Below are 25,670 nucleotides of genomic sequence, written 5' to 3'. Positions count from 1 at the left end.
GGTTGTCTAGCAATCGGCGTGGGGCTGTCCGGTCCCGGTGCTGGCGGTTCGCCGGTGAACAGGTCGGTGCACTCCGTCACTGTTCCTGCAGACAGCGAACGGGCCCGCCGTCCGAAGACGACGAGCCCGTTCCGAGCAGTTGAGGTCAGCCGATGACCGAGATGTTCTCGGCCTGCGGGCCCTTGCGGCCCTCGGTGATCTCGAACTCCACCTTCTGGTTCTCTTCGAGCGACTTGTAGCCGTTGCCCGAGATCGCGGAGAAGTGCGCGAAGACGTCAGCGCTGCCGTCGTCCGGAGCGATGAAGCCGAAGCCCTTTTCGTTGTTGAACCACTTGACGGTCCCAGTTGCCATGATGGCGTTCCTTAACTTTCTTGCCAGGCGACGTTCGTGCCTGTTCTTGCGGGACGGCACTTGCTGCCGCCGATCCGCCGACGGATGTCGTCGGATCAGTGCGTCCCGCGGGCATGGACCGGCGGGACGGGTTCGGGGCCAGGCGACCTGGGAAGGTCAGTGACCGATGGCGCTCGAAGGTGCGGAGCACCAGAAGAACGATGGACTCCCGCCGGAGCGGTTATGACCAACCTACCGTGCTGTGGCTGCAATGGAAGAGCCAGAACGGACTTCTGTGGATGATCACGGGATCCGCGGACGTCGCGCCTGGTCGCCCGACGCAGGATCATCTGGTGGACTAGGGGCGATGGCAGACAAGGAACAGCGCTTCCGGAGCGAGCAGCTCGAGGAGGCCCTCGCGAAGCAGGACGTCGCCGCGGTCGCGTTCGCGCTGCGGAACGACATCGTGATCGTCCCCCGGCTGGTCACCGGCAAGAAGGACATGGAGGTCCGGGTGTTCGGCCGTGAGGGCTCGGACAAGCGCATCCTGCTGCTCTTCTCGTCGGCGGACGCCTACACCGCGATGGTGCCGGACGAGAAGATCCGGCAGGTCATGGTCTACGACGGGCCGCGGCTCGAGGAGTTCCTGGCCGCGCACCTCGATTCGCTCGAGGGCGTGTTCTTCGACATCGCTGGTTCGCACACCATGCAGGCGACCCCTTCGGACCTGCTGGCGGCGCTCCGCGCCTAGTCGCACCGGTCGCATCGGTGGCTCCGGTCGGCCTGGAGGCGCGGGTCACCACCGTCGTCCGGCTCCCTCGGGCGCTCGTGCCCGTCAGAGCACGGCTCGCGCTGGACGCTCGTGGCTGTCTGAACGCGGCTCGTAGTAGGCGCGCGGGCCCGTCAGAACGCGGCTCGCGCTGGGCGCTCGGGCCCGTCAGAACGCTCGGTCGAGCTCGCGTTCCCGGACGGACTGCGTGAGCGAGAACGCGACCCGCAGCGCCTCGCGCAGGTGCTCGGCATCCGCGCCGAGGACGGTCGTGAAGCCGAGCCGCGAGGCCTCGTTCGCACGCTGCTTCGCCCCGGTCGCCGGACGGATCTCGCCGGCGAGGCTGATCTCGCCCACCGCCGCGAGCGTGTGCGGGTACGGGCGGTCGCGCGCGGCACTCGCCAAGGCCAGTGCGATCGCCAGGTCGGCGCCGGGCTCGGTGAGCTTCATCCCGCCGACCGTGGACACGTAGACGTCCGCGTCGGAGAGCTTCAGGCCGGCCCGTCGTTCGAGGACCGCGAGCAGCATGGCCACGCGTGACGAGTCGACCCCGTTGACGACCCGGCGCGGCTGCGGCGCCGAGCTCGGCACGACGAGCGCCTGCACCTCGACCGGGAGCGCTCGGCGCCCCTCGAGCGCGACGGTGACGCACGTGCCGGACACCGGGGTGCCGTTCCGGGACATGAACAGGCCGCTCGGGTCGGGGACCTCGTGGATGCCGTCGCCGGCCATGTCGAAGCACCCGACCTCGTCCGTCGGGCCGAAGCGGTTCTTCAGGGCGCGGACGAAGCGCAGTGCGGTCTGCCGGTCGCCCTCGAAGTGGCACACGACGTCGACCAGGTGTTCGAGCAGCCGGGGGCCGGCGATCGTGCCGTCCTTCGTGACGTGTCCGACGATGAGGACCGGGAGCGACCGCTCCTTCGCCACCCGGATGAGCGTGGAGGCGACCTCGCGCACCTGCGAGGTCCCACCGGCGATGCCGTCGACCGTGCTCGACGAGATCGTCTGCACGGAGTCGGCGATCACCAGGTCGGGCTGCACCTGGTCGATCTGCCCGAGGATGACGCCGAGGTCGACCTCGCTCGCCAGGTAGAGCTGGTCGTGCATGGCGTTCGTGCGCTCGGCGCGGAGCCGGACCTGGTCGACGGACTCCTCGGCGCTGACGTACAGGACGCGCTTGCCGGTCGCCGCCGCCCGCGAGGCGACCTCGAGCAGCAGCGTCGACTTGCCCACGCCCGGCTCACCGGACAGGAGCACGGCGGCCCCGGGCACGATGCCGCCGCCAAGTACGCGGTCGAACTCGCCGATGCCGGTGTTCCACCGCTGGACCGCGGTGCCCCGGGCCTCGGTGATCGGCCGCGCTACCCGGGTGTCGGCGACGGAGACGGCAGCCGTGCCACGGGTGCTCGCCGCGGCTGCCGTCGTGTCCTCGACGGTGCCCCACGCCTGGCACTCGCCGCAGCGGCCGACCCACTTGATGCTGGTCCACCCGCACTCGGTGCAGCGGTAGAGGGACTGGGTGCGCGCCATGGCTCGAGGCTAGGCCGGTCCGCCGACATCACCGTGCTGCCGCCCGTGGTGCTGCTGCCGCTCGTGGCCCTGCTGTCGCCCCTGCTCGTGGTCCCGTTCGTACGGCAGGGGGATTCCGCCCGTCATCCGCTGCCGCAGGCGCTCGACCCGGCCCGGGCGCTCACCGTGCTCGAACTCGGCCGCGTGCTCGGAGTCCTGCTCGGCGCGGGCGCTCGCGACGGCGCCGGCCTCGGACCCGAGGTCCTCGGCCTCGCGCGCGGAGAGGTAGTGGCGGATCGCCGCGACCGTGTCCACGCGGGCGTCGACCGCCGGCTCGAAGGCGCTCGCCCAGATCTCGTACCCGCGGTCGTTCGGGTGGAACAGGTCGCCGTAGCTGTTGAAGAACGTCCGGCGCAGCCCGACCCGCTTCGTGATGACGTGCAGCGGTGCCACCGTCAGCCCGAGCTCGTCGGCGACCCGGTGCACGATCTCGTTCGCAACGGCCACCTTGCGCTCCCGGTCCGGCACGAACATGCACGGCAGTTCGGCGACGATCGCGTGCGACGGGACCGCGCTGTAGATCTCTCGGATGTTCCGCTCGAACTTGTCCGGGTGGAAGTCGGCGATGTCGTTCGCGCCGATCGACACCGTGCAGACGTCGGGCGCGTAGTTCCGCAACTTCGGGAGTTGGTCCTTCTTCGCGCCCCACGTCGTCGCGCCGGACACGCTGAGGTTCACGACGCGGACGGACATGCGGGATCGGTGTCGGATGCGACGGGCGAGCAGCCCGACGTACCCGCGCCCCGGAGTGGTCGCGCCGACGCCCTGGGCCGCTGAATCGCCGATCGCCAGGTAGGTCAGCTGGCCCTCGTGCTGCAGGCGCTCCCGCCACCAGTCGGCGTGCACGGGGAGCATGTCGACCACGCGCTGCGATGCCGCTCGTTGACCCCGGATGCCCGCACGAGCACCGAACGCACCGCCACCCACCACGGCGAGGCCACCGATGACGGACGTGAGCAGGGCGACGAGGGAGCGGGTCTTCATGCCGCAGACCGTACGCGGACAGGCTCGTCGCGAACTCTGCTGCGCCTGACCGGTGGAGGGCCACGCAGACGGCACCGCCTGTGCAGGGGAGTCGACGGGCGGTGGTCAGGAGCGCCTCCCGGATCGTGTAAACTCGATCCCGGTACCGTGTCCGAGCGGCCTAAGGAGCATGTCTCGAAAACATGTGTGGGGGCAACTCCACCGTGGGTTCAAATCCCACCGGTACCGCCACAGAAAACCCCCGTTCACGCGGGGGTTTTCTTCTTTTGAGGCGCGTCCTTGGTGCATCTCTGGTGCACTCTCCTGAGCGCACGACTCCGCGCCGTGCCTGCCTCCTCCTTGGCAGCGGTGTGAGCCACGGCGCGTCGGACCCGGTGTGCCAGGCCCACTCGCCTGTTCCTCGAGTGTGCGCAGCGAAGCGCAAGCCTTCACGTCGGTCTCACTGGGCCTCGCCACCGCGTTGCGCCGCTGAAGCTCTAGATCAGCGCACAGATGTGTGGCAGAGGCCCGAGGGGGACCCTAGAACCACAGGCGTACAGCCGGCCGCGACTGTGGCGCTGGGGTATACCGCAAAGCAACACGTCGCCAGACCTGTCGCCGGTAATCCGGCATGACCACGCTCCTTTCCCCTCGAATAGCTCGACTAGCTGGGACTCGATACCGCAATAGGCGTTGCGCGACCGCACCCCTCGAAGTGGAGGACGCTCAGTGTCGGCCGTTCGTGGTGGACTACCTGAATGCAGCTCACCTTGATCCTCGTCATGGCACTCGTCCTCGCCGTGCTCGCCTTCTTCGTTGGCCAACTCACCGCGAGAGCTCGTCGCACAACGGCCAGCCAGTCAGCGACCAACGAGCTGCAGGTCCTTCGCTCACAGCTCGGCACGCTCGAAGCAGAGCGGAATCGCGCGAGATCAGAAGCCCAGCGTCTCGTCCTTGAAGAAAGGACGGCTGGTGCGGACCGTTTAGCCCTTGCGCAACAGGCTGCGGATGGGAACGTGGCGCGCATGGAGGAGAGGTGGGAGTCGCAGGTAAACCGCCAGCAGGCGGAGTTTACTGAGCGACTCAACCAGGAGCGAGCGGACGCGGAGGAGCGGGGCAAGCTGCGGGACCAGGAATTCCAAGAGCGTCATAGCGAGGCGCAGCAAAGAGCCGAACGAGTGCTAGCGGAAGAACGCCAGCGCCATGCGGACGAACTTGCTGCCGTGAAGGCTCTTGGCGACAAGCTCTTGGCTGACGAGCGCCAGCGGGCCGGCGAGCAGCTCGAGCAGCTCCGTGCGGATCAGAAGCGTATTGCAGATGAATTCGAGACGCTGAGTCGTCGGGCGCTAGAGGTAAACTCGCGGCAGTTCCTGGAGCAAGCTGACGAGCGATTCAAGCGATCGCAAGACGCAAACAAGGTGGCGTTGGAACAGCGCGAGTTGGCCGTCAAGCAGCTTGTGGATCCAATCGCGCAGTCACTCGACAGCGTGAAGGCTGAGGTCACTAACGCGGAGAAGGCACGCGGAGAGGCGAACGCTGCGCTCACGGAGCAACTAGCCACGATGCGACGTTCTTCTGAGCAACTTTCATCCGAGACCCGACAGCTCGTAACTGCGTTGCGCGCCCCTCAAGTTCGCGGGCGGTGGGGCGAGCTGCAGCTTCGCCGAGTGGTAGAAGCTTCGGGCATGGTGAATCACGTCGATTTTGCCGAGCAGGAGTCGGTCAATGTGGACGGCGGGCTGGTCCGACCGGACATGATCGTGCGAATCGTGGGCGGCAAGCAGGTAGTCGTGGATTCAAAAGTGGCGTTTAGTGGTTATTTGGAAGCGTTAGAAGCACAGGACGAACGTATCCGGGCTGAGCGTCTGACAGCTCATGCACGCCATCTCCGCAAGCACATTGACGATCTCGGGGCTAAGGCATATTGGGATTCAGTCGACGGGACGCCGGAATTTGTAGTGATGTTCGTGCCCGCGGAGCCGTTCCTCGCCGCAGCACTAGACGAGGACCCGTCGCTCTTTGAGCACGCGTTCGAGCGGAACGTCATAATCGCGACGCCGTCGACGCTTATTGCCCTGTTACGAACAGTCGGTCACGTGTGGAAGCAGGAGCGCCTGGCGGGCGAAGCTAAGCAAATTCATGATGCTGGTCGGGAACTCCACAAGCGCCTCGGAACACTGGGCAGCCATCTCACGAAGTTGTCCAAGAAGATCAACGAGACCGTTAGCGCCTACAACGCCTTCGCGGGCTCGCTCGACCGGAGTCTTGTGACTCAGGCACGGCGCTTCAGTGGCCTTCAGGGCGTACCGGACCCGATTGAAGCGCCAATGATCATCGAAACTGCTGCGGTGCCACCGCAGAAGCCCGAGCTCTACTCGGAGAAAGCAGAGGACGACGCGCGTGAAGGATCGCCTGCGTTGAGTGCGCCAACCGATTGAGCAGTGCGCCCTAGTCCGGGGAGCGCTCGCAATCCGAGCGCTCCCGCACATCGGGCGCAGCGACACCCAAGAGCGTCACGTCGCACAATGCAATTCAGCGGCGTTCGGTGCGCTAAATGCTGCTGTTAGGAGTCGCGACGGAAAGCCGCTGCGATCAGGTATCGGTGCTGAGTCCGAGGAATCGGTCGAAGAATCGGGTGAGCTTGTCGATGACGCGTTGCTTGGTTGCGCCGTGGCCATTGGTCGCGGCGAAGCGGGACACCGGCGGTAGTACGGTCGTGATCGCGGTCCCCGCGGTGCGGAGGGCTCCTTCGCGCAGCGCCTGGTCGATGAACGCGTGTGCGGCGTCTGGGCGGAGTCGTTCCTCGTCGATGATCTGACTGAGTTCCGCGTCGCGCTTCGCGGTGACGTAGCGCTGCCACTCGTCGTCGATGGCGCCGTCGACGGAGACGGAATCAACAAAGTCCTCGATGAGGTCCTTCTTGTTCCGCAGGGTCGGGCTGGCATCAATGGCTCGAGTGATCTCGGCGCGGAGCTCACGGTCGTCGCCGTCGCCGTGTTCCTGCCTGAACCTGGCAACCAGCATCAGGATGTAGTCGACGTTGATCTCGACCTGTTTGATCAGCTCGATCTCGAACACGACGTCGTCGTTGATGATCTCCTTGTCCGCGGCGGCGGTCTGCCGGTATTGGGCGTGGAGGTCGAGGTAGACGCTGCGGTAGTCCTGTCGTTGCCGGTCGGTGAGGATCTGCTGCCCGGCGAAGTCGTCGAACGAGGCCAGGATGTTCTCCAGCCGGAGGATCTGCCCGAACAGCTGAATGAAAGTCTTCTCCGCAGTCTCCCCAATGATCGGCTGCCCGAGCGGGAACCCGGACAGGAGCTCCTGCGTCTGCTCGGCGTACTGGCCGTAGTAGTCGGCGTAGGGCTTGAGGAGCACGACGCCGCGGGCGTCCTTGTTGCCGAACAGCTCCAACGCTTCGTTGGTGGCGTCCTCGAGGTCTCGGAACGCGACGACGTTGCCGTACGTCTTCACCGAGTTCAGGATCCGGTTCGTCCTCGAGTACGCCTGGATCAGGCCGTGGGCGCGGAGGTTCTTGTCAACGAAGAGGGTGTTGAGGGTGGTGGCGTCGAAGCCGGTGAGGAACATGTTGACCACGATCATGAGGTCCAGGTCCCGGTTCTTCAACCGTTGGGAGAGGTCCTTGTAGTAGTTCTGGAACTTGTCCGCGCTGGTGTCGTAGCTGGTGCCGAACAAACGGTTGTAGTCCCGGATCGCGTCCTCGAGGAACCCCCGCGCGTCACCGGAGAGCGCGTCCGTGTCGAATGCCTCGTCGTCCAGGAGCCCGTCATCGGTACTGTCACTGACGGCGTCGTTGGCGCCGTAGGAGTAGATCAGCCCAATCTTCAGCCGCTTCGCCGGCAGCAGGTCCTGCTGTTGGCGTTGAAATTCCGCGTAGTAGCTACGGGCAGCGTCGATCGACGCGGTCGCGAACAGCGCGTTGAACCCTCGCACGCGCTTGCGCTGGCGGACCGCTTCGGCTTGCCGGCGGGTGCGGGTCGCGTCGGCGACGTTCGTGACGACGGAGTGCTCGTAGCCGGCTTCGCGGCGGGTCTTCTGGTCGAAGTGCTCCAGCGTGTACCCGACGACGTCGGACACACGTTCCGGGGCGAGGAGGACCCGTTCAGTGTCGATGGAGGACACCTGCTTGTCGACCACATTGCCGACGCGGAGGGTGTTGACGTAGTCGATGCGGAACGGCAGCACGTTCCGGTCGGTGATCGCGTCGACGATCGTGTACGTGTGCAGCTTCTCCCCGAACGCCTGCTCCGTGGTCTTCAGCAGCGGGTTCCCGCCGGAGCCGGAGTTCGCGGCGAAGATCGGGGTTCCGGTGAACCCGAACAGGTTGAACTTCTTGAACGCCTTGGTGATCTGCGCGTGCATGTCGCCGAACTGGGACCGGTGGCACTCGTCGAAGATCAGCACCGTGTGCGAGTCATACACCGGGTGGGTCTTGTTGCCGGTGATGAAGTTCGACAGCTTCTGGATAGTGGTGATGATGATCTTCGCGGCTGGGTCCTCGAGCTGGGTCTTCAGGACGGCGGTGGAGGTGTTTGAGTTCGCGGCGCCCTTCTGGAACCGGTCGTACTCCCGCATCGTCTGGTAGTCGAGGTCCTTCCGGTCCACCACGAACACCACCCGATCCACCCCCGCCAACTGCGAGGCAAGTTGTGCGGTCTTGAACGACGTCAACGTCTTCCCAGAACCCGTCGTATGCCACACGTACCCGCCGGCAGCGGTCGTGCCGAGCTGCTTGTAGGTGGTAGCGATGCCGATGCGTTGCAGGATCCGTTCGGTGGCAACGATCTGGTAAGGCCGCATCACCAGCAGCAGCCGATCAGCCGTCAGGACGCAGTACCGGGTAAGGATGTTCAGCAGGGTGTGCTTGGCGAAGAACGTCCGCGCGAACGAGGTCAGGTCCTGGATGGGCTTGTTCTGCGCGTCGGCCCACCAGGACGTGAACTCGAAACTGTTCGACGTCTTCCGGCCCCGGACCGGCTTCTTCCCGTCCTTGAGGTGCTGGCTGCGGGTGGTGTTCGAGTAGTACTTCGTCAGTGTCCCGTTGCTGATCACGAACAGCTGCACGTACTCGAACAGGCCGCTGCCGGCCCAAAAGCTGTCTCGCTGGTACCGATCAATCTGGTTGAACGCCTCCCGGATCTCGACACCACGCCGCTTGAGCTCAATGTGCACCATCGGCAACCCGTTCACCAGCACGGTCACGTCGTACCGGTTCGCGTATCGGCCGCCAGCGTCCCCCTCGGTGGCCTGGTCGGCTTGGTCGACTTCGTACTGGTTGATGACCTGCAGGCGGTTGTTGTGGATGTGCTGCTTGTCCAGCAGCATCACGTTCTTCGTCGAACCGTCATCCCGCCGCAACACCTGCACATGGTCCTCCTGCACCCGGACCGTCTTCTCCACGATGCCATCGTTCTTCCCCGCGACACACGTGTCGAAGAACCGCGACCACTCCGCGTCCGAAAACACGACCCCGTTCAACGCCTCCAACTGGGCACGGAGGTTGTCGACGAGCTGCTCTTCCGACGTGATCGGCAGGTACTCGTACGCCTGCGACCGCAACAGCCGGACCAGTTCCGACTCGAGCGCAGCCTCCGACTGGTACGCAGCCTCCTGCGCCGGGTCGGCCACATGCTCAGCAACAACGGTGCTCTCCGCCGACACGGCGATCGGATCGTACTTCCTCGCCGCTGCGTCGCTCACGCCGAAGCCTCCTCGAAGGTCAGGAGCCTGTCGCGGTAGTACTCATACTGCTGCCTACGCGCCATCAGCTCCGCCGGGAGACCAACACTGAGACTGTGGACGAGCGTGTCGAAATCATTGAGTATTATCGCGATCTCTCTCTGACGGCTCAGCGGCGGAAGCCAAACCCGGAGTCGCTTGAAGCCTTCGATGTCAATGTTCTTCTGGGCAGACTGCGTGGATGTAGCAAAGATCGTTGCCTGCATATTGAGGAGCAGTTGCCCTAAAAAATCCTTGTCGACGTTCGCATTTACGATGTCGAAGGTAAAGCCAGAGTCGAGCATCCAGAATTCGCCGGACACACGGCGCACACAGTTTGCTGACATTGCGAATCGTGAAATCACCCACTCATCGCGACGATTGTAGGCGTCGGTCCTGAAGCTCTCGCCGCCGCCGCCGTAAACCGGATACTTCGTCCCGGCATCCTTTGACTTTGTGATGCGCGTCCCGAAGTTGATCTTCATGATCTCGCCTAGACTCAGGTTTTGCGCGTCAGACGTGTCCAGCGGCGCCAGTAGGACCCTTCTGTAGTGCTCATACTGACGCCGCCTAGCTTCCAGCTCCGCTTCCAGCTCCGCTTCCAACTCTGTGAACTGGTCCAGGATCCGCACGATCTCCCGCTGCACCTCGATCGGCGGCACGGGGATACGAATCTTCTCTAATGCGGAGCCAGCTATCCTGCGCACCTTCGTGCCACTGATGAAGCGAACTTTCTGGTCCTGAAACGGCCGGGACTGGAAAAAGTAGGCGACGTAACGCGGATCAAGGGTGTGGCGGTAGATGTAGGCATCTCCGCTTATCGCAGCTTCTTCATTACCGAGCCAGGCTGTCGCTTTAGCTACCGCGGCGTCATCTTCACTGGTCGTCACAATGATCAGGTCGCCGTGCCGCGCTCGTCGCAGCTTCGCAGCGAGTGCGGGATCGGTGAATGACTTCGTGGTTCGGGTCCACACTCCGTAGTGCGTATGCAGCTGACCGTAATGGATCGCGGGTGCGCCGGCATCAGCGAGGTCAGATTTTTGCAGTCCGTTGCCTCGCGTAAAATGACCTACCTCCCCAAGGCTCCGGTGCTCCACGCCAGCTGGACATAGCTCTGCGATAAGCGTGTCGAGTTTGCTCATTTTGTGCCTTCGAGGTCCGCGACGATGGCATCAATCGAGGTGCGGAGTTCGGCTTGGCGGGCGACGATGCGGGCGATGTCCTCGTTGAGGGCGGTGATGTCGACGACTTCGCGGGTGTTCTCGGCTTCGACGTAGGACGACACGGCGATGTTGTATTCGTTCCCGCCGATGGTCTCGTTGGGGACGAGGGCCGCGAAGTGCTCCACCGGGACCCTGTTTTGGAGGGCGGTGAGGATGTTCTGTTGGTGGTCGGGGGTGAGCTTGTTCTTGTTCCCGACCCGGGTGAACTCCGCTGAAGCGTTGACAAACAGCACCTTGTTGTCGGTTTTCGACTTCTTGAGCACCATGATGCAGGTGGCGATGGTGGTGCCGAAGAACAGGTCCGGTGGGAGCTGGATGACGGCGTCGACGTAGTTGTTGTCGATCAGGTACTGGCGGATCTTCCGCTCCGCCCCGCCTCGGTAGAGGACGCCGGGGAACTCGACGATCGCGGCAGTGCCGTTCACGGCGAGCCAGGACAGGATGTGCATTGTGAACGCGAGGTCCGCTTTGGACTTCGGCGCGAGCACGCCGGCGGGGGCGAAGCGTTCGTCATTGATCAGGAGAGGGTTCGCGTCGCCTTCCCACTTGATGGAGTAGGGCGGGTTCGACACGATCGCTTCGAAGGGTTCCTCGTCCCAGAAGTACGGGTCGATGAGGGTGTCGCCGTGGGCGATGTCGAATCGTTCGTAGTCGAGTTCGTGGAGGAACATGTTGATGCGGGCGAGGTTGTACGTGGTCAGGTTGATCTCCTGCCCGTAGAACCCGCCGACGTTGTCTTTCCCGAGGACCTTCGCGAACTTCAGCAGCAGCGACCCCGACCCCGCCGCCGGGTCGTAGACCTTGTTCACACGGGTCTTGCCCATCACGGTGATGCGAGCGAGGACGTCGGAGACTTCCTGCGGGGTGTAGTACTCGCCGCCGGACTTCCCGGCTTGGGATGCGTACATCTGCATCAGGTACTCATACGCGTCACCGAACAGGTCAATCGAGTTGTCCTGGAAGTTCCCCAGCGGCAGGTCACCGATCGCGTCGAGGAGCCTCACGAGCTTCTCGTTCCGCTTCGCGACCGTGTTGCCGAGGCGGGTGCTGTTGACGTCAAGGTCATCGAACAGGCCCTTGAGGTCGTGCTCACTGTCGGTGCCGAGCGCGGAGCCCTCAATGTGTTTGAACACCTGCTCGAGCGTCTCGTTGAGGTTGACGTCGCGGCTGGCACGGCGGCGAACGTTGACGAAGAGCTCCGAGGGGAGGATGAAGAACCCCTTCTCGGACACCGTGTCGTGGCGGATCCCTTCCGCTTGCTCGTCGGGGAGGGCGGCGTAGGAAAAGACGGGGTTGCCGGCGTCGTGCTCGCCCTTGTCGATGAACACGGCGAGGTTCTCGGAGATGAACCGGTAGAACAGCATCCCGAGGACGTAGGACTTGAAGTCCCATCCGTCCACTGACCCGCGGAGATCGTTCGCGATCCTCCAGATCGTCTTGTGCAGCTCCGCGCGCTGCGCTTCCTTCGTGGTCGGTGCCATCGCCTACGGGTCTCCTTGGCCGCCTCACGGCGGTGTCTGTGTTCGTGGTGCTCGCGTCTCGCTGGTTCCGACTTTGTCGACGGGGCTCGGCTGTTACGCGTCTGATCATTGTCGCAGCGCACGTGTCGCGAGCATGGCGCGGAAGCACCGATCCAGCGCGGCGGGCTGCTGGTGTCTAAGCGTCGTCGTCGGCTGTTTCGTCGTCGGTGCCAGCGAGGTACTCGGCGCGGACCTCTGTGAGGACGGTGCCGTCGTGTCGGGCCCAGAAATGCCAGCCCGCTTCGGCGGTGTTGCCGCTGACAGCTTTCGCGGCGCCGCTGAGGGTGGCGTGCACGGCGCCGTCATCGAGGTGGATGCTGCCGTCTTGTCCGATCGTCGCGGTCCGGCCCGCGGAGCCTACGGGTCGGGCGCGGAGGACACCACCGACGGTGAGGAGGCCGGCGCGGATCAAATCGGCGACTTCGACACGGTGCACGGCGCGGTCGGCGCCGTCGTCGTGCTGCACATGGTGACCGTCTGGGACAGGCCAGACCTGCAGGATTGTTTCAGCAAGCGTGGTGGTGCGGGCAGCAATCAAGCTCTCATCCCAGACGGACTGCTGGTCGCGGATTACGGGGCGGGTGATCAGCAGTGAGGAGTATCGCTCGAGGGTGGTCCGTTTCGCGTTCCACGCGGCGTTGGAGAGGCGACTGTTCAACGGTTGAGTGGCGAGGGTGAGGTTCCCAAGGGTTTGCACGATCCGGTCCCGGTCCGCTTCGACCTGCTCGGAAGGTGCGGGCCAGTTCGCACGCCATTCCTGCGGCATGATGTGCTCGATCGTGTACACGCCGCGGCTGATGGTGCCGTCGCCGTAGCGGTGCCCGGTCGGGTAGCCACGGAGGTGGTCCTCGGCAGCTTCGAGGATCATCCGCAGCCGCGCCCGGCGGAACCGCTTGTATGCCTGCACACTGCGTAGCTCCCTGGCCACCTCAGTGTCGTCTGGCCAGTAGGCGGTGCCGGTGGTCTGCTTCGCGAGGAACGCTTCCGCAGCGTCCGCAACGTGCTCGTGGGGTTGCGTGCTCAGGTGGGTGAGGAGGTCCAGGAGGAATCGATTGGCACCCTGTGACGGAGCGCGCACGAGCGCTCGACGCACGAACCAGCTTTCTAGCACGGTAAGCAGACGATCCCGGACACTGTCCGGGATGCCGGCCTGTTCGGGCTCGCCAAGCCAGATGAGCAGCGGCTTCGCGATTTCGGAGTCCAGTGTGCTGGTCCGGTACACGAACAACGCCAATCGAGACAGTTCCCCGTCGCGCACCCCCGCGGCGGTTGTGAAGTCCCGATACCGGGTCGCGGCCGCGTGGATCTCGGGCAGGAGTTGGCTGACACCGCCGGTGGTGGGGTCGGTGGTGTACCGCTTGAACGCGGCGAACACTTCCCGTGCGGGGATCTCCCGCATCGTGCGGGCGGTCAGCCACTGGGTCAAGAACAGGGACGAGCGGGTGTAGAGGATGCGGCCAGCACGCACCTCGGTCTCCCAAAACGGAGTCTCGAACTGTGCCCACCACTGCCGGTACGCGTCCTCAGTCGCCTCGGGTGTGGTGTTCAGTCGTTGGAACACGAAGTTCTTGATCAGATCCGCCGCAGACAGCGGTGTGCCGCGTGCGTTCAGGGTCTCGAAAATCTCTTGCGCGTCCTCGTCAGCTTGCAGCTGGATCACGACCAGCTGCAGCTTCGTCGTGATCGCCGCGACCAGGGTCCGCGCCGCCATCTCCGGGACCGCCGCAGCATCAAGCCAGCCCGCGATCGCGGTAGCGAAGAACTGGTGTGCCTCCACCAGCCGGGACCGGTCAAGGTGTCCGTACGCCACTGGAGGTGTGGCGCGCATGACGGCGGTGAACGCGGCCCGGTCCCGGTTCGTCGGCCACAGTTTGAACTGATCCTCCGCCACGATGCGGAACGCCTGCTGGTTCTCCACCAGGTCCACGACCTGCCCCGCGACGGCCGCCCATCCGCGGGTGGTGAGCTCGGCATGCAATGCATCCAGCAGCAGCTGCAGCGTGGTCAGACGTTGCTGCCCATCGATTACGGACCAGGCCGGCAACCCGCCGAGTGGTACCTGCTGCTGTTGCAGCACGATCGCGCCCATGAAGTGCGTCGCATCGGGGCGTTCCGTGACGGCGTCAACGAGGCGAACGATGTCCTGCCACAGCGGCTCCCACTGCAATTCCGCTGACCATACGTAGGGCCGCTGAAACAGCGGCAACACGAACCGCTGTGGGGCGAAGAACACCTCTTGCGGGCTCCGCACCTGCGTCAGCACCCCTGCACCCCAACCCTCGACATGCGTCGACGTGCGCCGGTCACGGCTGCACCGGCTCCGACGACTCCGGAGCAGCCGTGTCCGGCGTCGTGGCACCGGCCGCTGGTTGCCCCGTCGGCTTGGCGGTCTCAAGGGTAGCCAGATGCCTCCGCAACCGCTTCGCCATCGGCAGGAACGTCGCCAACGTCAGGCCGCCCGACAGCACGCCGCCCACAACGGGAACCACCTTCGCCACACCCTTGGCGAACATCCCCTTACTCATCTGCACGCCCAGGTGCTTCGCCACGGTCTTCACAATCGGGTAGATGACGCCGTGTGTGAGGGCCTGCTTGGGGAGCTGCTTAATCATCTGCGATGCCAGCTTCTCAGCGATCATGCTGATGCCCTTGTTCGCCGCTTGCACCCCGAACATCACGCCGACGAACAGTGTCAGGACGTTCTGGGTCCCGTCGTCCGGCTCGTCGCCATCTTTGGCAAACAGGTCCGGCCAGCTGTAGAGGTAGGCAAGTTTCTGTGCGATGCGCAGCATGTGCGCCAGGTACTGCGCGGAGTCCACCGGGAGAGTCGCGAACAGCGCGAACCCGCCCGGGATCCCTGCGGCAGCCGAGAGCGCGGTGACCTTGCTGGTCTCGTTCGTGATCGACGCATCCGCGATCTTGCTCAGCACGGCCACGGAGATCCCCGCCACAGCCGGCGTGTCGGCGATCGCTCGGCTGATCTGCTCGTCCGTGCAGTACGGGGCGAGCGAGCGACGCAGGAACGCGGCTCGATCAATGCGGACGCCCGGCAGCTTCGTTGCGACGACGAGCGTCTTCCCGAAGGCCGAACTCGACGAGGTGTCCTCAGTAGTTCCCATGATCCGCCCAAGCTATCCGACTCCACAGACAGGAACGAGCCCCCAAGCGAGCGGACGACGCGGCACCGACCACAAGGGACTGCTGCAGCGCGAACGAGGGATAGTTCGCGCTCAGCTCGGCATCTAGGCTGAGCACATGGCCGATCCAGACCTCCTCTACAGCTTCACCTCGCACATCGCAGGCAAGAACGCCAAGGTCACCATCTACCGTGACCGCATCGAGTGGGACCGGCCACGAGGAGTGTCGGGCGCAAAAGTGACCGCCGGCATCATGACTGGTGGCATGAGCTTCCTGGCCACCGGATTCAAGGGTGGCAAAGCCGGTAGCGAGATGATTCCGGTGAAGAACATTTCTTCCGTCGCGACAAAGCGAGACGGGATGCTGAACACGATCGTGTCCGTCATCACCTCCGGCAATTCGATCGACTTCCGCGTCTCCCATGCTGAGGCGAAGCAGGTCCGCGAGATTCTCAACAGCCTCATGCTCGGCGATGACGCCGCTCGCGCCTACGCGGTAGCTTCTGACCCGGTAGCCGCGGCACCGTCGCCGGCAAGTGCTGAGACTGTCGCAGCACCTGAGGACATCCCCGCCGCATTGCAGCAGCTCGCCGTGCTGCATCAGTCAGGCATCCTGACTGACGACGAGTTTGCGACGAAGAAGGCCGAACTACTCGCGCGCATGTGAAGCGCGTTGCGCCAAGCGGAGAGCGCGCCATCTGACATAAAACCGCCGTATCGGCGCGAACGAGAACAGCCGGCCGCCTTTCGGGGTGGTCGGCTGTTTCGTTTAGGGGAGTGGTGTCAAGGCGCGGCTTCGTACGCGTCGCGGAAGGCCTGGCTGCTGCGACAGCGGGAGGGAACCTCGCGACCTTTTGAGTTCGCCCGGTCTCGGATCTCCGCGGGCTCGCCGGGACGACCAGCGCGGTCGTCCGCCCACGCGGGGGCCGGCGATACCAGATCGTGACGTCCTCCCACGAGACGTAGCGCGGGCGTCGGTCGGGCTTTTCCAGCAAGGTTCGGTCAAGCTCGGCGCGACGACGACCACCTCACATTTTGTCGTTGGGAAGCTGTTGTTCTACTCGACCGTGGACGATGTCTGTGTAGCCAGACCGCTCGATCTCTCGGCGGATGAGGACTCGTATGGACATTCCGACATCATGCTGCTGCTCCCACCAGTCGAGCACTGAGGTGTCGACCCTCGGGATCGAGATCCGCTTGCGCTCGGAAGTGCCGTACGCGGCTTCCATCTTCGCCATCGTGTTCTGCTCCGTTCGAGGCCCTTCGAACAGTCTCGTGGCTCTGTCCGTTGGCGTCGAATCGACGGGCGGCGCTCACGGGATTCGGGCCCCGATGTGGAGCTCGTTCGTCGTTCTTGCTCCGGTGGCTGGAAGCACAGGCCCGCACTAGTGGCGGACAGCCGCGGGTTTCGCATACGAGGGAGCGCTTCCTGGAGCTCGACGCGGCCCTTCGTTGACGCACTAGCACGGATACGACTTGCGCGTCGTCGCGGCAGCTTGACTGCATGACCACCACCGTGATCTGAATCAGCGCGACAACGATGCCGACGGCCGTCGAACCGTGGACCATCTGTTCCCCGGCCAGGCGGCTGTCGTCACATCAGCCGCCGGACCCCGAGTATCTCAACCAAGGGCTGAACCCCACGCCCCCTGGCGAGCCACTCGACAGGGGTGATCGGGATGCCGTCGATTCGTGTGGAGGAGTGCGGTGTCGTCATGAAGCCAAGGATCGACGCTGGGTGCATGTCATCATCAAATGCTTCGATCAAGGTCGACAGCTGATTTAAGACCGGACGGTCGGGGTCGTTCGTAAACTGCCATGTCGGGAACAGCATCTCGTCGTCCGAAACGAACGCGAACAGGTCCCCAGACGCGAGTCGCGCGAGTATCCGCGCGGTCCCAACCTCCAGCCGGTCGGATACCTCCTTGTAGGTGATCGCGGCGTTCATTGCGCTCCGCCGGACGCTGCGTTCGAGCGCGTCAAGTTCGCCACGTGCCACGGCAGACCTTGCTGCTTCGTATTGCTCATGAGTCCAAGGCAGGGACTCGAGGATCGCCTGTTCGTCGCGATGCTCTAGCCCCTGGCCGTCCCGCGGGTGCTCCAACTCTCGGGAGCGCCCAAAGTCGTTACCAGCGGCGTGAACACCCAGCAATGTTGCCAGGTCTCCGCGCTGCGGCCGCTGGCGGTCTTCGCGACCTCGACCAGTTGTCGCGGTGTGGTCGGCGTCTGCAAAGTCCATCGCTGCGAGTTGATGAACGCTATTCGGCAGATCCTCGCCCGTCCTGGCGGCGAGGGCAACGCGAGCCCGCGCTCGGGCGATCTGGCGACGTGTCGTCATGCGGTGCACCGTCCTTGTTCGTCTCGCGGATTAGTTATGGCTGGCCCCGGCGCCGTGACGCTTTGTGGTCTGCCTGTGCGCTCGTGTACCGCGAGGCTGCAAGCCTGTCGGCATCGGCGTAGGCCTGGAGGACTTGCACGACCAATCGACGAAGCGCCTCCCGTTGTGCCAGCGACGACTGTTCCCAGGGCGTGAGATCCCGCTCTGAGTCCCTAGCTGAGGCGTTTGCGAGGCATTGGGCGGTCAACTCGATGACATCTTGCCAGGGTGGCGGCCATCGATTCGAGAGGGAAGACCCGACTTCGCGGCGGAGTTCTGGAGGCTCCGGGGAGACATAATTCACTCGACCAGGGTGCCGGGCTGGGCGCCGCTCAGAGCGGAATGGGGCTGGTCCTTTTCTTGGACCGTTCCAAGTGCTCGAAGACGAGAGCAATATGCGCGACACGCGGGGTAATAGTGCAGGTCGATGCCGCGCAGCACTCGCTTGAGGTCGTTCAGCAGCAGTGACGTCATGCGCCTGGTTGGCCGCGCGTTGTCGCGGCGGATGCCGGCGAGGGTGTCCTTGACCGTACGGGTCGCGCCCGGAGGGGCGAGCTTCTCGCGCTCGTGCCGGACGTTGATCGAGGTGACCCACCTCGAGATCGTGCTCGGTGCGTAGACGTGGTCCCCGCTGCCCGGCTCAACGAGCGCCGCCCGGTCGGTGATGTAGGCCGCGACGGTCTGTGGCTGCGCAGGCAGGGCGCGCCGGCCGTGGGTGTCGCACCAGCGCTCGAACGCCGCCCAGTCGCCTTCGTAGGCCCGTCTGGTGCCCGCGGCGCTCGCGTGCGCCGTGTTCTGCGCGATGCCCTCGAGCAGCTCGGGACGGAGAGGTGCATCCGCGAGTTCGAGGTCGTTCCCGACGTGCGTAATCACGCGCGCAGGGAGGCCCTGGGCGGGGAGTGGCAGCAGTTCGGTCATGGCGGTTCGAGCCTACGAATCACCCCGGACACGAGCAGATCTGACGGCTCCGGAGCTCCGATCGAGTCGGAACCGGGCGACTAGACCCCTCGCCGAATAGTTGCGATAACTGTGATTCTCGTCGGCTTGGATCCGGCCCCTTGAAGTGACATGAAACTGAGCTGTTGTGGCGGTGTACAGACGACGCGGTGTTGCTCCTCTTGGTGAACTGAGAGCGTCGCTGCTCGAGCCGTTCGGGCCGACGCCATGATCTAGGTACCGGCGGCTGGTCGGGCGCGACTGAAGGAGAGCGACTGATGACGACGTACACACCGCGAGAGCTGGCGGCCGAACTTGGCTACAGGAACGAATTTCGGCCGGGAAGGACCGTGCGGGAGTACTTGCGGAAGCGCTACCCGGAGCACACCGGGCTCTGGGAGCTCGACGATGCGCAGGCCGACGACGTGCGCGCGAACGTGCCTCGCGCGTCGTAACAGGCGTCAGTCCGCGCGGAGCCGCGTGATCCGCTCGCGGATGCGGAGGTCGAGGTCCTCGAACTCGTCGAGCACGTCCATCGAGGCGTACGCGCGGCCGCGAACCCGCTCGGTGACGGCCTCGACGACGCCAGCCTCCTCGAGGGCCTGCACGCCGCGGTAGACGCTTCGCTCGGCAACGTCCTGAAGCTCGTCGACGAGCTGCTCGACGGTGAACACCGGCAGGGACAACAGGACCGGCAGGATCCGGTCTGCAGCGCTGCGGGCGCGCGGGGACGCCTGCTCCCGCCACGCGGTCTCAAACCGAGCGAAGACGCGCGCGGTACCGCGCGCCTCCCGCGCAGCCGTCTCGACGCAGAGCGCCAAGTCGGTGACGATCGGCGCCGCGTCACCGGTCCGGTAGGCCGTGAGCAGGGCGAAGTAGCGGGTCGTGTCGGCGGCGAGGGCGCTGGCCACCGGCAGCACCGTGTGCGGCGTGACACCCCGACGGCGCAGGATCGCTCCGATGAGTGCCCGGCCGATGCGGCCGTTGCCGTCGGTGAACGGGTGGATGCTCTCGAACTGGGCGTGCGCGATTGCGGCCTGGGTGACCGGCTCGACGTCGTCGCGGTTCGCGAAGGCGATGAGGTCGTCCAGGAGCGCGGGCACCTCCGCGGGCGGCGGCGGGACGTAGAGCCCGCCGCGGGGCGAGTACTGCGAGCCGCCGATCCAGTTCTGCACGTCGCGGACGCGGCCGGCGTATGGCCGCTCGGACACGTCGGGGTCGGCTTCCATGAGCGCCCGGTGTGCGGCGAGGATCTCGTCGAGCGTGATCGTCGTGCTGGACGCGGCGATGAGCTTCGTGATCGCGGTGCCGGCGGCGACCATCGACATTGCCGAGGCGTTCTCCTTCAGGCCGCCGATGGCGCGCGCGAACGCGACTGGGGTTGCTTCGACGTGCTCAATACGGCTCGACGCGACGGACTCCATGCGGATGAGGAAGCCCGCGAGCGGGCTGAGCACACCGTCAGCGACGCGCTCGAGGTCGGCGGCCTCGTACCGGGCCCGGGCGAGGTCGCGCTCAGCGATGACGGGAACGTCGAGGTCAGCGATCCGCGGCGGGATCGAGGCCGTGACTTCGGAGAGCATTCGGTCCTCGCGAGTGCCGCGCCGGCTCGTGCTCTCCCAGGGGAGGGTGCGCTGGGCGTGGGCTGGCCAGTTCGTCATCGCGGCTCCTTCCCGGCGACAGCTCTGCCAATAATGTCAGTTAGCCGCGCAAAGTAACAATAGCGAGGAGGTCGCCGCCACCGAAGAGCGCCGAAGCGGGCGGATCAAGCAGGCGGGAAGTGCGCGGCGATCGCATCTGCGACCGCAACGACGTCGACCGGTCCCTCGAGCGCCGCGAGCTGCTTAGCGAGCCGCTTCGGCCAGCAGACGTCAACGCCGCGGACGGTGAACGAGCCGCCGAAGAGTGGCCAGTCCGCGTCGACGAAGCAGAACGCGCCGTGAACGCTGGCCGGGCCGACGACGTCCTGCACAAGCGCGACCTGACGGAGCGCGCTGTCGACGAGCTTCCGGCGGTCGTCACCGCCGACGACGAGCTTCTCGACGCGAGGCCGGAAGACTCCGCCCTCGACCTGCAGGCGGGGCCGCTTGTTCCGGTAGCGCTTGGCGTCGACGAGCCAGACGCCGGCGCAGGTGACGACGATGTGATCGATGTTCGCGCGGGACCGGGAGATGCGCCGGTCGTGGAGCACTGCGACCTGCTCGTTGGCGATCGCATCGAGGGCCCGGCCGACCTCGGCTTCTCCGGCGGCGCCGGACTTCCACGCGACGGTGCTCTGCCGTTCGCCGGAGAGCGCGACGGCGATCGTGCCGATGCGGCCGTCACCCCACGTCTCGCGTATCTTCGCCTCGTCGTGCCCCCGGCGGCGGTCGTACTCGCGGTTGGCAGATGCGCCGGCGCCGGTGTCGTTCGTCCCCATCACGTCCATCCACTCAGATAGGCAGCGGGAGCCGCGAGCCCCAGTGCGGGGTGCGGTCGGCCTCAGCGGGGTGTCGGAGCGTCCCCGTTGGAGACGCCAGGAGTAGTCGGCGTGACCCGAATCGCTGATCCCGCTTGCCGATGTTGCGCCCACGGATCCAACGCCCGGCTCCTCTCCTCGGCCGCTGCCGCCACCAGAAGGCCTCCCCGTGCAGAAGGCGCCGTTCTGCTTCACTTCGGCGCGGGCGTCGTCGGTGAAGGAGCCCTAGCGGCGCGGCGCGACCCACTCGATCCCGACCCACGTCGACTGCAGGCGATCGCATTCGTCCCCTCGGAGCACGCGGAACCGTGACGGCGAGCTCGAGGAGAGGTGGGAACCGCGTGTTCCACTTTTGACTCCGAAAACCGGTACAGGCTCGCAGGAGGCTTTTTCCCAGATCGGCCCGGCTTTTGAGAGCTCGTGTCGGGGTGGCTCGTGTTCCACTTTTGAGCCTCGATTTTGAAGAACCGGTACGCGGTTCGAGCCCTGCATCCCTGATTTTTCAAAGAAGTACGGGGGTAGAGAAGCGGGATGTACCGGTTGTACCGGTTTCTGAAGACCCTTACGCGCGCACGCATGCATGTGCGCACACGCACACATAGAGATTCTTCGAAAAAACCGGTCCAACCGGTACGCGCCGCGCTTTTCCCAGATCAGGCGTGGTTTTGAGCCGTTCCGCTCCTGGTCCACAAAGTGGGACGCGGTGTGCTCACGATTTCTCGAATGGCGTGCATTGTGCCTCTGAACTGGGGTTTCCATGGAGCCGTTGAGCGCGTGCCTGTACCGAGAAATCCGGTACGAACCGGTACGACGAAAATCGCGCGCGGACGCAGACGCTCCTCGGGTGACCATTCGTGTGGTCGCCCCCGGCACGGTGTACTCGCACAGGCGGGGCGGATCACCCGATGGTGACGTGGCCCGCTGCTCTGCCCGCCGCTGGCGGGTGAGCTCGTCGGGGCGGACCTGCCACCCCCGGTCTGTCAGCCGCCGATCACTCGCCCAGCCCTCGCGCTCCGGGTGGTGCCATCAGCTGCAGTAGTTACGCTGCCTCGACGCGCGCATGCGCGTCGTCGTCGAGTGCGACCCGGACGACCTCGACACCGCTGTCGCGAAGCGCCGAAGTCAGCCACGCCTTCGGCCGCATCAGGTACTGCTCGACCTCGACGTCGATGACCGCGATGACGAGTCGCGTCGCCCCGAGCTTCCGGTCGGTCCAGAGGAGCTTGAAGGCGGCCGTCGCGAGCTTCTTCGGCTGCCCGCCTCGAAGCGCGCCGATGTGCGCGTACGCCTCGACGAGGACCTCCCGGTCCTCGGATGCTCCGTCGAGCTCCACTCGGACGCCGTCCTCGAACTCGACCCGCGCCGGCGCCAGCGGCACACCGACGTGCTCCGCGACGGCGGCGATGATCAGCGGCTCGGCGGTGCGTTGAGCGAGGGAGCCGTATGCGTGCGCTGTGCTCACAGCCGCAGCGTAGCGAGTAGGGGCCGCCGGCACTGGTCGGTCAGCGCCCGGCCAGCGGAGGGTCGTTTGTGGCCGCGCAAGGGCCACTGCGCTCCCTCTCGCTGGCGCTCGACGGTCGCTTCGGCGGCGCTGCCCGTAGCCTGACCGACCGATGACCGACTATTGACCGCCGCGCGGTCACAGCAGGGCCATCCGACGCCGAACGCGTCCGGGTGGCCCCATTTTTCCTCCGATGCGCCATCGAAGGAGCGTCGGCGGTCGCCTTGCGGCCCGGAAAAGGCCACCCCTGGTCATGATTCGCCCACAACTGAATCAGTCGTGACCGGGAACGGGGCGCAGAAACCCGGTGCTGAATGCACCGGATGCGGCTCGGTCATGAGAGGGCCCGGTCGTCCGAGCTGATCAGAGCCCGACCTGTTGGTGCGTCCGTCTTTGACGAGCACTCGCAGCCCGATGGGGCAAAAGGAGAACCCAACGGCGCCGCTGAAGCAGCGGCAGCGGAACCCGCCACGGCGTCGTTCCTCCCCCGTGACGATGTGGCGACAGCGCTACGCGAGAGGTCTCCGCGATGCTCCGACCTGCGCTGCTCTAGAGCCCAAGGCAGCCGCGTGCCCGCGTCTGCGTCGGGGTTGATCAGGTGCTGATCCGCAGGCTCCTCAGCCCCTGGCGTCGCTGCGCTCGATGGGTTGATCCCCGGCGTCACGACGCCCAGAACCGTGGATCAACCCAAACCCCGACTTCCCGCGGCAAACGGATGCCACTTGATCACCACCACCAGGCTTGATCCTTCGGATCTGGTGTTGATCAAGATGAGGCTGATCCATCCGTTTCCCCCGATCACAGCAGCAATCGTGACCTCAATCCGTCGCTGGAGCTCCGAATCTTCGCGGCAGAGAGAAAGGGCATAAGGGGAGGTGACGCCGAGCTGCGTTTCCAGTCCGCTCCGCGACCTGGAAACTTGCTCGTCGGTCGGCGCAGCCGACACCTCTTCGGGAGCCCCTGAGACTCGCGCTCCGCTCGGTCTCCGTGTCCCCCTCACCACTCGTCGCTACGCTCCTTGTGGCCCTTACTGCGTCGCTACGCTCCTTGTGGCCCTTACTGCGTCGCTACGCTCCTTGTGGCCCTTACTGCGTCGCTACGCTCCTTGTGGCCCTTACTGCGTCGCTACGCTCCTTGCCCTCCAACGCCCCATCGGGGCGTTCTCGGGTGCCTTCCGCCGGTGCCGCTCCCCCGCTTCGCTCCGCCTCGGACACTGTCGGCTGACCACGCTCTTGCGAGGCGTGGACCACAGACGCGGCGACGGCCCGCCCGCCCGTCCTGCGTCGGGTCGCCAAGCTGCGCAGATAATTTCAGGAATGATTTCCGCGCAGTCGGACCTGCATCCGTAACGGGCGCTCGAGGGCTCCCGAAGCCCTTCGGGGGAGCGCACACCTCGCGAGAGGGCCTCATTGGCTGATTCATGCGCAGCAGTGGACGCGTGATGAGCGATATTGTCCGCTGCTCGATCCGCGTGAGTTTGTCGCCACCCGGCTCCACGTGTATGGTCTGAAGCAGGTCTGAATGATTGAAAAGGGCCAGAGCCGCTGACGGCTCGACGAGTAGGTACGCCAAGCAACCGTTAACAGGTTCGGCTAGAGGGCCTCCTCGAAAGCATCGACTTTCGAGGAGTATCTATGTCCCAGACCGCCAGCGCCCAGGTCATTCAGACTGGTGACCTGCTCACCCCGGACGCCCTCGCCGCTCGGCTCCACGTGACGACCCGTAACTTGCGGCAATGGCGCATCACAGGAGCAGGCCCTCGGTTCGTCCGCGTCGGACGATTCCCGCTCTACCGGCAAGAAGCCGTCGAAGCGTGGCTTCTCGAGCAGGAGTACGCCAGCACCGCCGACGAACTGCGCTGAGCCATGGGAACAGTCAAGTCGTACGAGACGAAGACCCGAGGCAAGCTCTACGAGGTTTGGTATACGAAGCCTGATGGGACGCGCGGTCACGACCGCGGCTTCCGCCGCAAGACAGAAGCCCTCAACTATCTGAACACCGTGGAGGTATCGAAGTTACGCGGCTCATACGTCGACCCGACGGATGCGCGAGCGACCATCGGTGAGCTCGGAACGAGCTGGCTCGAAATGCACCGGTTTAAGCTCACTCAGAGCAGCTTTCACTCCGTGGAGAGCTGCTGGCGCGTGCACGTCGAACCAAAGTGGGGCGGGTATGCCGTGGGACGAGTCACCAAGCGAGACGTCCAAGCATGGCTGAACGAACTCGGGGGTTCGCTCTCGCACACCTCTGTTGCGAGGGCCCGCGACCTGCTCGCTGGCATCTTCGACGAAGCTGTCGAAGAAAACCGCGTGGTGAAGAACCCTGCGCGCGGACTCGCAGTGAAGAAGAAGCCGATTCCTGACGAGGTGTTCCTAACTCATCGGCAGGTCGAGGTGCTGGCCTCTGAAGCCAGGTACGGCGATCTTGTTCGGATACTCGCCTACACCGGCCTGCGATGGGGCGAAGCGACGGCCTTACGGGTTCGCCATGTCGACCTCGATCGGCGGCGTCTCACTATCCGGGAGGGAGTGACGGAGGTGAACGGCCAGCACGTCCTGGGCAGTGTGAAGTCGCATGAACGACGCTCCGTCGCGTTTCCCGACTTCCTCGACTCAGCTGTCGCCGCGGTCTGTCGAAACAAGCACCCCGACGATCGCCTCTGGTCGTCACCGGCCGGAGGCTTCCTCCGCCCCGGACATTCCCGCCAGGGCTGGTTCGCACAGGCGGTGCAGCGGGCCATGGCGGCCGATGCAGGCTTCCGTCGAGTCACACCGCACGATCTACGCCACACCGCGGCGTCGCTCGCGATCAGCGCTGGCGCCAACGTCAAGGTAATCCAACGCATGCTGGGTCACAAGTCGGCGAAGGTGACTCTTGACACTTACGCTGCGCTGTTCCCCGACGACCTCGACAACGTCACCTCTGCGCTGAGTCGGCAACGAGAGGAGCAGCTATAGCACTGGTCCTGGTCCTGGTCCTGGTCCTGGTCCTGGCCGTGGTCCTGGTCGCGACTGCGGCCACGGGCAGGCCCTCCTCTTTCCTGAAGCTCGAGTGCCCTCGCCTGACACCGTCTCGCATAGGGCACCTTGCCGGAATCAGTTTCGGACCAGCTATCTGAGACGCTCGGAGCCCTGAAGGTGCGCGGGCGAA

General features: G+C 65.2%; 20 protein-coding genes and 1 tRNA gene. 7 read left to right on the top strand and 14 right to left on the bottom strand.

The window, feature by feature from the left end:
• Nucleotides 1-145: 145 nt before the first annotated feature.
• Nucleotides 146-352, bottom strand: a complete 207-nt coding sequence (locus DEJ23_RS12435) for a cold-shock protein (protein WP_058724123.1) — start codon at nt 350-352, stop codon at nt 146-148.
• Between the two features lie 346 nt (nt 353-698).
• On the opposite strand from DEJ23_RS12435, the gene DEJ23_RS12430 reads away from it, so the two are divergent.
• Nucleotides 699-1,082 (top strand): SseB family protein, encoded by a 384-nt coding sequence (locus tag DEJ23_RS12430; RefSeq protein ID WP_111240571.1) that lies wholly within the window; start codon nt 699-701, stop codon nt 1,080-1,082.
• A gap of 186 nt (nt 1,083-1,268) precedes the next feature.
• Here the strand turns inward: DEJ23_RS12430 and radA are convergent, their stop codons facing one another.
• The gene (gene radA / locus DEJ23_RS12425) at nt 1,269-2,630 is read right to left on the bottom strand and encodes a DNA repair protein RadA (protein ID WP_111240570.1); all 1,362 of its coding nucleotides are present in this window, start codon (nt 2,628-2,630) and stop codon (nt 1,269-1,271) included.
• 9 nt (nt 2,631-2,639) lie between these two features.
• Entirely contained in the window at nt 2,640-3,653 is a 1,014-nt protein-coding gene (locus DEJ23_RS12420; protein WP_111240569.1) for a GDSL-type esterase/lipase family protein, read from the bottom strand.
• A gap of 141 nt (nt 3,654-3,794) precedes the next feature.
• Here DEJ23_RS12420 and DEJ23_RS12415 point away from each other — a divergent pair.
• Both DEJ23_RS12415 and rmuC read left to right on the top strand, forming a co-directional pair.
• Nucleotides 3,795-3,884, top strand: a tRNA-Ser gene (locus DEJ23_RS12415).
• 506 nt (nt 3,885-4,390) lie between these two features.
• Complete coding sequence (gene rmuC, locus DEJ23_RS12410) at nt 4,391-6,070, top strand: DNA recombination protein RmuC (RefSeq protein WP_258375507.1); 1,680 nt, start codon at nt 4,391-4,393, stop codon at nt 6,068-6,070.
• 154 nt (nt 6,071-6,224) lie between these two features.
• Here the strand turns inward: rmuC and DEJ23_RS12405 are convergent, their stop codons facing one another.
• The 5 genes from DEJ23_RS12405 to DEJ23_RS12385 form a co-directional block, all read right to left on the bottom strand.
• Nucleotides 6,225-9,350 carry a type I restriction endonuclease subunit R gene (locus DEJ23_RS12405; protein ID WP_111240568.1) on the bottom strand — a complete coding sequence of 1,042 codons (3,126 nt, stop codon included), beginning with the start codon at nt 9,348-9,350 and terminating at the stop codon, nt 6,225-6,227.
• Entirely contained in the window at nt 9,347-10,510 is a 1,164-nt protein-coding gene (locus DEJ23_RS12400; protein ID WP_111240567.1) for a restriction endonuclease subunit S, read from the bottom strand. The genes DEJ23_RS12405 and DEJ23_RS12400 overlap by 4 nt, the downstream gene beginning before the upstream one ends.
• Complete coding sequence (locus DEJ23_RS12395) at nt 10,507-12,072, bottom strand: type I restriction-modification system subunit M (protein ID WP_111240566.1); 1,566 nt, start codon at nt 12,070-12,072, stop codon at nt 10,507-10,509. Before DEJ23_RS12395 ends, DEJ23_RS12400 begins: the two co-directional genes overlap by 4 nt.
• A 175-nt stretch (nt 12,073-12,247) precedes the next feature.
• A complete protein-coding gene (locus DEJ23_RS12390) occupies nt 12,248-14,374 on the bottom strand; it encodes a DUF262 domain-containing protein (protein ID WP_111240565.1) in 2,127 nt (708 codons plus the stop codon).
• A gap of 40 nt (nt 14,375-14,414) precedes the next feature.
• On the bottom strand, nt 14,415-15,230 hold the full coding sequence (locus DEJ23_RS12385) for a hypothetical protein (protein ID WP_111240564.1): 816 nt from the start codon (nt 15,228-15,230) through the stop codon (nt 14,415-14,417).
• A gap of 136 nt (nt 15,231-15,366) precedes the next feature.
• Here DEJ23_RS12385 and DEJ23_RS12380 point away from each other — a divergent pair, with 136 nt between their 5' ends.
• Nucleotides 15,367-15,915 (top strand): SHOCT domain-containing protein, encoded by a 549-nt coding sequence (locus tag DEJ23_RS12380; RefSeq protein WP_111240563.1) that lies wholly within the window; start codon nt 15,367-15,369, stop codon nt 15,913-15,915.
• A 361-nt stretch (nt 15,916-16,276) separates the two neighbouring features.
• Here the strand turns inward: DEJ23_RS12380 and DEJ23_RS12375 are convergent, their stop codons facing one another.
• From DEJ23_RS12375 to DEJ23_RS12365, 3 genes are all read right to left on the bottom strand, one after another.
• Nucleotides 16,277-16,486 (bottom strand): hypothetical protein, encoded by a 210-nt coding sequence (locus DEJ23_RS12375; RefSeq protein WP_111240562.1) that lies wholly within the window; start codon nt 16,484-16,486, stop codon nt 16,277-16,279.
• Nucleotides 16,487-16,842: 356 nt separating this feature from the next.
• Nucleotides 16,843-17,586, bottom strand: coding sequence for a hypothetical protein (locus tag DEJ23_RS15505; protein WP_146240297.1), 744 nt, complete (start codon nt 17,584-17,586; stop codon nt 16,843-16,845).
• A 339-nt stretch (nt 17,587-17,925) separates the two neighbouring features.
• Nucleotides 17,926-18,543 (bottom strand): hypothetical protein, encoded by a 618-nt coding sequence (locus DEJ23_RS12365; RefSeq protein ID WP_111240560.1) that lies wholly within the window; start codon nt 18,541-18,543, stop codon nt 17,926-17,928.
• A gap of 296 nt (nt 18,544-18,839) precedes the next feature.
• On the opposite strand from DEJ23_RS12365, the gene DEJ23_RS15780 reads away from it, so the two are divergent.
• Nucleotides 18,840-19,016 carry a hypothetical protein gene (locus DEJ23_RS15780; RefSeq protein WP_181429250.1) on the top strand — a complete coding sequence of 59 codons (177 nt, stop codon included), beginning with the start codon at nt 18,840-18,842 and terminating at the stop codon, nt 19,014-19,016.
• A gap of 6 nt (nt 19,017-19,022) precedes the next feature.
• On the opposite strand, the gene DEJ23_RS12360 is transcribed toward DEJ23_RS15780, so the two are convergent.
• The 3 genes from DEJ23_RS12360 to DEJ23_RS12350 all read right to left on the bottom strand — a co-directional run bounded on the left by DEJ23_RS12360 (nt 19,023) and on the right by DEJ23_RS12350 (nt 22,481).
• Nucleotides 19,023-20,222 carry a Fic family protein gene (locus tag DEJ23_RS12360; protein ID WP_111240559.1) on the bottom strand — a complete coding sequence of 400 codons (1,200 nt, stop codon included), beginning with the start codon at nt 20,220-20,222 and terminating at the stop codon, nt 19,023-19,025.
• Between the two features lie 104 nt (nt 20,223-20,326).
• Nucleotides 20,327-20,980: a nuclease-related domain-containing protein gene (locus DEJ23_RS12355; RefSeq protein WP_258375504.1), complete on the bottom strand. Its 654-nt coding sequence runs from the start codon at nt 20,978-20,980 to the stop codon at nt 20,327-20,329.
• 1,078 nt (nt 20,981-22,058) lie between these two features.
• On the bottom strand, nt 22,059-22,481 hold the full coding sequence (locus DEJ23_RS12350) for a hypothetical protein (RefSeq protein ID WP_111240557.1): 423 nt from the start codon (nt 22,479-22,481) through the stop codon (nt 22,059-22,061).
• 1,673 nt (nt 22,482-24,154) lie between these two features.
• Here DEJ23_RS12350 and DEJ23_RS12345 point away from each other — a divergent pair.
• Together DEJ23_RS12345 and DEJ23_RS12340 are read left to right on the top strand one after the other, a co-directional pair.
• Nucleotides 24,155-24,382, top strand: coding sequence for an AlpA family transcriptional regulator (locus tag DEJ23_RS12345; RefSeq protein ID WP_111240556.1), 228 nt, complete (start codon nt 24,155-24,157; stop codon nt 24,380-24,382).
• Nucleotides 24,383-24,385: 3 nt separating this feature from the next.
• Nucleotides 24,386-25,477 (top strand): site-specific integrase, encoded by a 1,092-nt coding sequence (locus tag DEJ23_RS12340; RefSeq protein WP_111240555.1) that lies wholly within the window; start codon nt 24,386-24,388, stop codon nt 25,475-25,477.
• Nucleotides 25,478-25,670 lie beyond the last annotated feature (193 nt).

This window comes from Curtobacterium sp. MCSS17_008, from assembly GCF_003234185.1.
Lineage (GTDB): Bacteria > Actinomycetota > Actinomycetes > Actinomycetales > Microbacteriaceae > Curtobacterium.
The sequence above is the reverse complement of the archived record's forward strand: the minus strand, read 5'-3'. Positions and strand labels throughout refer to the sequence as shown.

Coding starts and splice junctions, on each gene's coding strand:
- DEJ23_RS12435 (WP_058724123.1), bottom strand. CDS start 352: ATGGCAACTGGGACCGTCAAGTGGTTCAACAACGAAAAGGGCTTCGGC.
- DEJ23_RS12430 (WP_111240571.1), top strand. CDS start 699: ATGGCAGACAAGGAACAGCGCTTCCGGAGCGAGCAGCTCGAGGAGGCC.
- radA (WP_111240570.1), bottom strand. CDS start 2,630: ATGGCGCGCACCCAGTCCCTCTACCGCTGCACCGAGTGCGGGTGGACC.
- DEJ23_RS12420 (WP_111240569.1), bottom strand. CDS start 3,653: ATGAAGACCCGCTCCCTCGTCGCCCTGCTCACGTCCGTCATCGGTGGC.
- rmuC (WP_258375507.1), top strand. CDS start 4,391: ATGCAGCTCACCTTGATCCTCGTCATGGCACTCGTCCTCGCCGTGCTC.
- DEJ23_RS12400 (WP_111240567.1), bottom strand. CDS start 10,510: ATGAGCAAACTCGACACGCTTATCGCAGAGCTATGTCCAGCTGGCGTG.
- DEJ23_RS12395 (WP_111240566.1), bottom strand. CDS start 12,072: ATGGCACCGACCACGAAGGAAGCGCAGCGCGCGGAGCTGCACAAGACG.
- DEJ23_RS12385 (WP_111240564.1), bottom strand. CDS start 15,230: ATGGGAACTACTGAGGACACCTCGTCGAGTTCGGCCTTCGGGAAGACG.
- DEJ23_RS12380 (WP_111240563.1), top strand. CDS start 15,367: ATGGCCGATCCAGACCTCCTCTACAGCTTCACCTCGCACATCGCAGGC.
- DEJ23_RS12375 (WP_111240562.1), bottom strand. CDS start 16,486: ATGGCGAAGATGGAAGCCGCGTACGGCACTTCCGAGCGCAAGCGGATC.
- DEJ23_RS15505 (WP_146240297.1), bottom strand. CDS start 17,586: ATGACGACACGTCGCCAGATCGCCCGAGCGCGGGCTCGCGTTGCCCTC.
- DEJ23_RS12365 (WP_111240560.1), bottom strand. CDS start 18,543: ATGACCGAACTGCTGCCACTCCCCGCCCAGGGCCTCCCTGCGCGCGTG.
- DEJ23_RS15780 (WP_181429250.1), top strand. CDS start 18,840: ATGACGACGTACACACCGCGAGAGCTGGCGGCCGAACTTGGCTACAGG.
- DEJ23_RS12360 (WP_111240559.1), bottom strand. CDS start 20,222: ATGACGAACTGGCCAGCCCACGCCCAGCGCACCCTCCCCTGGGAGAGC.
- DEJ23_RS12355 (WP_258375504.1), bottom strand. CDS start 20,980: ATGGGGACGAACGACACCGGCGCCGGCGCATCTGCCAACCGCGAGTAC.
- DEJ23_RS12345 (WP_111240556.1), top strand. CDS start 24,155: ATGTCCCAGACCGCCAGCGCCCAGGTCATTCAGACTGGTGACCTGCTC.
- DEJ23_RS12340 (WP_111240555.1), top strand. CDS start 24,386: ATGGGAACAGTCAAGTCGTACGAGACGAAGACCCGAGGCAAGCTCTAC.